This is a genomic window from Caulobacter sp. D5, from assembly GCF_003185805.1.
Taxonomy (GTDB): domain Bacteria; phylum Pseudomonadota; class Alphaproteobacteria; order Caulobacterales; family Caulobacteraceae; genus Caulobacter.
In genome coordinates this window covers 1-6,528 of record NZ_QHJY01000477.1, presented here as the reverse complement: position 1 = coordinate 6,528, position 6,528 = coordinate 1, and the positions used below count along the sequence as shown (strand labels likewise).

General features: G+C 68.0%; 10 protein-coding genes, 1 tRNA gene and 2 pseudogenes. 7 read left to right on the top strand and 6 right to left on the bottom strand.

Annotated features, from left to right (window positions below; translation table 11 throughout):
• The 3 genes and pseudogenes from DMC18_RS23980 to sfsA all read right to left on the bottom strand — a co-directional run.
• Nucleotides 1–145: pseudogene (locus DMC18_RS23980) on the bottom strand (GntR family transcriptional regulator); the annotation flags it as partial.
• Between the two features lie 200 nt (nt 146–345).
• The gene (gene map, locus DMC18_RS23975; protein ID WP_110121681.1) at nt 346–1,176 is read right to left on the bottom strand and encodes a type I methionyl aminopeptidase; all 831 of its coding nucleotides are present in this window, start codon (nt 1,174–1,176) and stop codon (nt 346–348) included.
• Nucleotides 1,177–1,418: 242 nt separating this feature from the next.
• Entirely contained in the window at nt 1,419–2,132 is a 714-nt protein-coding gene (gene sfsA, locus DMC18_RS23970; protein WP_110121680.1) for a DNA/RNA nuclease SfsA, read from the bottom strand.
• Nucleotides 2,133–2,181: 49 nt separating this feature from the next.
• Here sfsA and DMC18_RS23965 point away from each other — a divergent pair, with 49 nt between their 5' ends.
• Nucleotides 2,182–2,943, top strand: a complete 762-nt coding sequence (locus DMC18_RS23965; RefSeq protein WP_110121684.1) for a molybdopterin-binding protein — start codon at nt 2,182–2,184, stop codon at nt 2,941–2,943.
• A gap of 94 nt (nt 2,944–3,037) precedes the next feature.
• On the opposite strand, the gene DMC18_RS23960 is transcribed toward DMC18_RS23965, so the two are convergent.
• Complete coding sequence (locus DMC18_RS23960) at nt 3,038–3,415, bottom strand: helix-turn-helix domain-containing protein (RefSeq protein WP_110121679.1); 378 nt, start codon at nt 3,413–3,415, stop codon at nt 3,038–3,040.
• 106 nt (nt 3,416–3,521) lie between these two features.
• Here DMC18_RS23960 and DMC18_RS27370 point away from each other — a divergent pair.
• From DMC18_RS27370 to DMC18_RS25735, 6 genes and pseudogenes are all read left to right on the top strand, one after another.
• Nucleotides 3,522–3,710 (top strand): annotated as a pseudogene (locus DMC18_RS27370) (LuxR C-terminal-related transcriptional regulator); the annotation flags it as partial.
• A 223-nt stretch (nt 3,711–3,933) separates the two neighbouring features.
• Entirely contained in the window at nt 3,934–4,260 is a 327-nt protein-coding gene (locus tag DMC18_RS23950) for a hypothetical protein (RefSeq protein WP_233245356.1), read from the top strand.
• On the top strand, nt 4,233–4,379 hold the full coding sequence (locus tag DMC18_RS26700; protein WP_199228593.1) for a hypothetical protein: 147 nt from the start codon (nt 4,233–4,235) through the stop codon (nt 4,377–4,379). The genes DMC18_RS23950 and DMC18_RS26700 overlap by 28 nt, the downstream gene beginning before the upstream one ends.
• A gap of 95 nt (nt 4,380–4,474) precedes the next feature.
• A complete protein-coding gene (locus DMC18_RS23945) occupies nt 4,475–4,816 on the top strand; it encodes a hypothetical protein (protein WP_110121678.1) in 342 nt (113 codons plus the stop codon).
• A 70-nt stretch (nt 4,817–4,886) separates the two neighbouring features.
• On the top strand, nt 4,887–5,312 hold the full coding sequence (locus tag DMC18_RS23940; RefSeq protein ID WP_233245355.1) for a hypothetical protein: 426 nt from the start codon (nt 4,887–4,889) through the stop codon (nt 5,310–5,312).
• Nucleotides 5,313–5,560: 248 nt separating this feature from the next.
• Entirely contained in the window at nt 5,561–6,166 is a 606-nt protein-coding gene (locus DMC18_RS25735) for a hypothetical protein (RefSeq protein ID WP_146218194.1), read from the top strand.
• 132 nt (nt 6,167–6,298) lie between these two features.
• Here DMC18_RS25735 and DMC18_RS23930 read toward each other — a convergent pair.
• Both DMC18_RS23930 and DMC18_RS23925 read right to left on the bottom strand, forming a co-directional pair.
• A tRNA-Leu gene (locus DMC18_RS23930) sits at nt 6,299–6,385 on the bottom strand.
• Between the two features lie 49 nt (nt 6,386–6,434).
• Complete coding sequence (locus DMC18_RS23925) at nt 6,435–6,524, bottom strand: SDR family oxidoreductase (RefSeq protein WP_233245357.1); 90 nt, start codon at nt 6,522–6,524, stop codon at nt 6,435–6,437.
• Nucleotides 6,525–6,528 lie beyond the last annotated feature (4 nt).

The following is a 6,528-nucleotide window of genomic DNA, read 5'->3' as shown; positions in this document are numbered from 1 at the left end:
CCAGCGACTGCTCGTCCAGCCGCGCGCCGGGCGCCAGCTCGCCGAGGATCAGGTCGAGCAGGATCTTCTCGTAGACCTTGGCCTTCTGCAGGTCGGGCGACCAGTCCTCCAGGCCCGACGACGAGCAGACGTCCAGCACCAGCATGCGCGACCGCGCGCCGCCGGCGACACCGTCGTCAGGGGCCCGCAAGGGCGAAGGCTGGCGCACGAAACCGCTCCCGAAGGTTGTCTTCGGACTGATAGGTAAGCTGAAATGTCAGTTTCGCCTAGTGGCTTCGCACCCGTAAGGGTGCGGGCTCAGGCGGTCCGGCCGGGCCTCGAAGGACGCACGGCGCTGGAAACACCTCAGACGCCCTGCATCGGCGGCTGGAACAGACCCGTCGGCGAGGCGGTGAACACCTCGCAGCCGTCTTCCGTCACGCCGATCGAGTGCTCGCACTGCGACGACAGCGACTTGTCGCGGGTCACGGCCGTCCAGCCGTCGCCCAGCACCTTCACCGCCGGCTTGCCCAGGTTCACCATCGGCTCGATGGTGAAGAACATGCCCGCCTTCAGCACCGCGCCCTGACCGGGACGGCCGAAGTGCAGGATGTTGGGCGAGTCGTGGAACACCTTGCCCAGGCCGTGGCCGCAGAAGTCGCGCACGACGCTGCAGCGCTGGGCCTCGACATAGGACTGGATGGCGTGGCCGATGTCGCCCAGGGTCGCGCCCGGCTTCACCACCGCCAGGCCGCGGGCCAGGCTTTCATAGGTAATGTCCACCAGGCGGCGGGCGCGCGGCCCGACCTCGCCGACGCCGTACATCCGCGAGGTGTCGCCGTGCCAGCCGTCGACGATGACGGTGACGTCGATATTGGCGATGTCGCCCTCGCGCAGGGTCCAGTCGCCCGGGATGCCGTGGCAGACCACGTGGTTGCGCGAGATGCAGACCGTCTTGGGATAGCCGCGATAGAACAGGCAGGCCGGCAGGGCGCCGTTGTCGAGGATGAACTCGCGGGCCAGCGTATCCAGGTGATCGGTCGAGACGCCCGGAACCACGTGCGGGATCAGCATGTCCAGGCACTCGGCGGCCAGGCGGCCGGCCTTGCGCATGCCTTCGAAGTCTTCCGGCTTGTGGATCTTGATCTGGCCCGTGCGGGTCTCGGTCTCGATCTCGAAGGCGTCGTCGAGGGTCATGGGCGGCTCAATCTCAAACGGGGCGCGTCACGCGAGGGAGCGCCAGGAACAAATGTCGGTCAGGCTTATGTCGCGACTATAGCACGAAAGTTCAACTAGGGGCGCCGCGCGCTCTTCTCCCTTCCCCCTTTGATGGGGAAGGGAGAGGGGATGGGGGTGACAGCGGTTCAGAAAAGAGCGCTAACCCAACCGCCGTAGCCACCCCCACCCCGGCCCTCCCCCATCGAGGGGGAGAGAGCGCCTCACCGCCGCCAGACGATCGGCCGCGCGATCCGGATCTCCTGCGTGCTCATCTCACACGCCCAGACCATGATCTCCACCCCCGCCTCGGCCGCCACGTCCAGCCCGCGCGCGAAGGCCGGATCAAGCTCGCGGCAGGCCTGGAAATCCTCGCAGTCCTCGCGCTGCACGACGAACAGCGCCACCGCCCGATGGCCCTCGGCGACCTGGGCGGCCAGATCTTCCAGGTGGCGGGTCGAGCGGGCGGCCTTGCAGTCGGGGAACTCGGCCAGGCCCGGCGAGCGCGACAGGTGGACGTTCTTGACCTCCAGCCAGCACGGCGGCCGGTCCGGATCGGTCAGCAGGAAGTCCACCCGGCTGGCGGCGGCGTACTTCACCTCCGGCCGCACGTTGGCGTAGCCCGTCAGTTCGGGGATCACCCCGTTCGCCAGGGCCTCGGCGACCAGCCTGTTGGGCAGCATGGTGTTGACACCCACCAGGCCCGTCCCGTCAGACCCGGCCGCCTCGACCAGCTGCAGCGTCCAGGCCAGCTTGCGCTTGGGATCGTCGGAGAACGACACCCACGCCCCCTGCCCCGGCAGGTTCACCCCCAGCATGGCGCCGGAGTTGGGGCAGTGCGCGGTGACCTCGCGCCCGTCGTCCAGCACCAGGTCGACGAAGAAGCGCTTGTAGCGCTGAACGATGCGGCCGTGGGTAAGCGGTTGCGGCAGAAGCATGCGGAGCCTAAGTCGGAACGGGTACGCAGCGGTTTAGGGGACGATGGCGATGACGGCCAGCAAGGATCGGGTGACGGCGGCGGTGCTGATCATCGGCGACGAGATCCTGTCGGGCCGCACCCAGGACGTGAACCTGAACGCCATCGCCAAGTACCTCGCGACCTACGGCGTCGACCTGGCCGAGGCCCGCGTGGTGCCCGACGTCGAGCAGGAGATCGTCGAGGCGGTCAACGCCCTGCGCGCCAAGTACGACTACGTGATCACCACCGGCGGCATCGGCCCGACGCACGACGACATCACCGCCGACTCGGTGGCCAAGGCGTTCGGCGTCACCGCGCCTGAGCATCCCGAGATCATGGCCCTGCTGCGCGAGCGCTGGGGCGAGCCCAACGCCGCCCGCCGCCGCATGGCGCACGTGCCCGAGGGCGGAACCCTGGTGAAGAACCCCGTCCAGGGCCCGCCCGGCTTCCAGAAGGAAAACGTCTTCGTGCTGGCCGGCGTGCCGGCGATCATGCGCGGCATGCTCGACGACGTCGGCCCGCGCCTGCGCACCGGGGCCGTGGTGGTCGCCACCACCGTCCGCGTCACCGGCACCGGCGAGGGAACGATCGCAGCCCCGCTGGAAGCCGTCGCCAAAGCCCACCCGGACCTGTCGATCGGCAGCTATCCGTTCTTCGCCCTGCCCGACGTCTACGGCGCCAGCCTCGTCATCCGCGGCCGCGACCCGGCCGAGGTGGAAGCCGCCGCGGTCGAACTGGAAAAGGCCCTGGCCGATCTGGGCGTCGTCGGCGTGGAGCGGCTGGAGGCCTAAAGCATTTTCGAGCGAAGCGGTTTCCGGTTCGCGTGAAGAAAATGCGTTAAAACAAACAATTAGATTTTCGATCTGATGCAATCAGGTCGGAAATCTAATCCTCCTCGCTGGCCTCGATCATCGCCTGGGCAAGGCCCACCATCGCCCGCTGGGTCTTGGGGCCGGCCTGGGCGTAGGCGCTCAGCAGGTCGAGCGCGCCAGGCAGCGTCAGGGCCGCCAGCATGCCGGCGCTCTCCTCGGCGGGGGCGTCCTCGCCCACCAAGGTGGCGACGGTGGTCTCCAGCCGGGCGGCGATGCGCACCAGCATCGAGGCCGAGACGCGGTTCTCGCCGCGCTCGTACTTCTGGATCTGCTGGAAGGTCAGGCCCAGGGCCTCGGCCAGCTCGTCCTGGCTGATTTTCAGATAGCGACGACGAATACGGATGCGCGTTCCGACGGCGAGGTCGATGGGATCCGGGCCGGCTGTCGTCATCTAGGCATGTCCGAAAATCAAAGAACTCGGCTATCTATCGGCGTGGCCGCCCCGCGCCGCAACGCACTTCATCCCTAGATCGAGTGGAGCCGATTCGCTCGCCCCCATGGACACGCCTTCCAATCCCGCCGCCGGCCTCGAACTTCTGACCAAACGCGAGCGTGAAGCCCTGCGCCTGGTCAGCGAACACAGGCTTTCCAAGGAGATCGGCCCGCTGATGGGGGTCTCCAAGTCGCGCGCCGACGCGCTGGTGGAAAGCGCCTGCCGCAAGCTGGGCGTCAACGGCCGCCGGGCCGCGGCCCGGGTGCTGAGCGAGCATGAACGGGGAATCGATCCCCCCCTCGCTCCCCCCCTCGCTCCCCCAGGCGCCCCGCCCGCCGACTATGGGACTCGATACCACCCCGACCCAATCGGACTGGCGGGCGCCCCGCCGACCTCGCCACCGTCGGCCTTGCGTAAAACCGAGGCGTACGACGACCGTGACATCCGACACTACCGATCAGAAGACAGCCACCCCAGTGAGCCTGCAGGAACATCGCCTGGGCATGCTGGTGTGGAAGGCCCGCCAGATCCGCCAGGCGGTGACCGCCTTCGAGCAGGCCTGGCCGCCCCTGCCTCCCGAGCCGCCGGTCCCGCTCTTCGGCTGGTCGCAGCTGCAGCGCCAGCTGACCGACCTGGCCCCGCCGGAACTGGCCCCGCTGGTGACCGACCTGGTCTCGGCGATCCGCAAGGAAGCCGCCGCCAAGCCGCCCGAGATGGTGCTGAGGGAGATCCTGACCATCACCGCCACGGTGCTGGACGAGAGCTTCCGCGAGAAATGCGCGGAGGATTCGACCATGCTCTGACCCCCGCCTTCCGCCTGCTGGCCGTCCTGGCCATCGCGCTCGGCTTCGCCATGCTGATCGGCGGGCTGCTCAGCGCCCGCCAGGTGGTCGAGCTCTTCCAGAACCTGCGCCACGGCTGAGGCCGCCTTTCCCCAGAAGGCGCCCGCCGGCGCCTTCGCTCAACGTCCGGACTGCGGCCCGCCGAAGCCGCCGGACCATTCGAGGGGAACTCCACATGAACCGCCGCATCGTCGCCGAGCATCTCGCCACCCGCCTGTTCACCGCCGAGGAGGCCGTCGACAACACCCTGGCCGCCATGGGCGAGCTGATCGCCGCCATGCCCCGCGCCCGCCTCCAGGCGCGGGTCGCCGCCGGGGTGGGCCAGCAGGCCGTCGACCACGTGATGGTGGCCGCCTCGGGCCTGGCCGACGTCCGCCGCTCGCTGATCGCCGCCCACGGCGCCCTGTCCGACGCCAAGGACCAGATCGGCCTGCGCCGCGTCACCCTGGTGGGCGGCGGCGACAAGGAAGAGCCCGACTCCACGCGCGGCCAGCTGGAGGTGGTGAAGTCGGCCTGAGGCCCCTTCGCCCTTTGCCGATCCCGCGATTCACCGCGACAATGGCCCCCGGACACGTTCGGGGGCCGCCTTGTTCTCAATCCTGCCGACCCAGCTGGGCGCCGGCGCCATGTTCGTCATCTGCGGCGTCGCCCTGTGGATCGGCGGCCGGCTGGAACGCGGCCTGGCCATCGCCACCATCATCGCCTGGGTCGGCTCGGCCGTCCTGGAGATCGACGACCACCGCATCCCCCAGTGGGGCATCTTCGCCGTCGACCTCGTCTATCTCGGCGTGCTGGGCAGCCTGGCCCTCTTCGACCGCCGGATCTGGCTGCTGTTCATGGCCGCCTTCCAGCTGCTGATCGTGCTGACCCACGTCGCCTTCGCCCTCGACCGCTCGCTGATGCAGTGGGGCTTCTTCTCGGCCTACTACCTGTGGAGCTACGCCGAGCTCGTGGCCTTCGCCGTGGGACTGGCGGCGCTGGCCTGGCGGCGGAGGAAACAGGCTCGCCGCTGAACGAGGGTGGCCGGCCCGGGCTGGGACGCGCGAGCCGGCCGGCGTCCGACAGTGTGGAGTGGAAACGAACGCACGCCCGACCTCGCGGGAGTCGCCGCTGCCCGCTGTGCGCTGGCGCACAAGCGGCGGGAGATCTGCGGTGCTCAGGAAGGATGTCGGGAGGTCTCGCACAAGCGACCAAGTTTCATACCCTCATCTCGACAGCGCACGCGAGCTTGACCATTTTGGCCGCAACGTTGGGGCGAGCTATGGCGAACGAGTACATTCAAGCTTGGTGGGGCACTTGGTGGCCCTGGGCCGAAGCGAACCAAGGCCTTCTGTCCGTCGGCGCGCTCGGGCTAGCGATGTTGGCATTTATGGCCGAGACCCGCCGGGCCAATAAGGCTGAAGCGGAAGCACTGCGCAAAGAACGCCAAGCTGATCGACGCTCGACGCTTGAGCGTCGACGGGCAGCCGAGCACGAACGCAGACGGCAGATTTCCGACTTTGCAGATCTCGTATCTCAAATGACCAGAGACTTCGTCGATGCCTGCATTGAGGCAGTCGACCAGCTCGAAACTTCGGACGACCAGATGCCGGGCCTGCCGGGCAATTGGCTTCACACTGCGATAGAGCTGCGCGAGAGCTTGAAGGCGATCCTTCCGTCGGCCCCGCGCGATGCCGAGTTGGTCCTAGCGACGCACCGGATCATAGAGCTGCTGCGGAACGCTGAGGGACGACAAGTTCTCGTCGCTCGCACCGATGTCCTTGGATACGTGCGCAGCGTGCAGAATCGCTTGCTCGAACAATTGATGTCCGTGGACGGGAGCAAGATTCTAGCGCGGAGCACGCCCGGTGAAAGTGGCGAGCCGTGAAGTGTAGGAATGTTCCCGGTTGGGCCGGAGCCTTGTGCGGTGTGCCGTTTGCCACCGTTGTTGTTCTACTCGGCTGAGCCTGCAACTCGGTCACCGTGACGGCACGCCATCAGCATAAGCAATTGATTTTATTGGTGCGGGCAGCCGGGGTCGAACCGGCAAGGCCTTGCGGCCGGCGGATTTTAAGTCCGCTGCGTCTACCAGTTTCGCCATGCCCGCGCGCCTGGTGATCCTGGCCTAGCCTAGCTGCGGGAGGTCGTCGAGCCCCTCAATCGGCGGTCCAGCCGCCGTCGACGACCAGCGAGGAGCCGGTCATCAGGGCCGAGGCGTCGGAGGCGAGGAAGACGATGGCGCCCATCAGG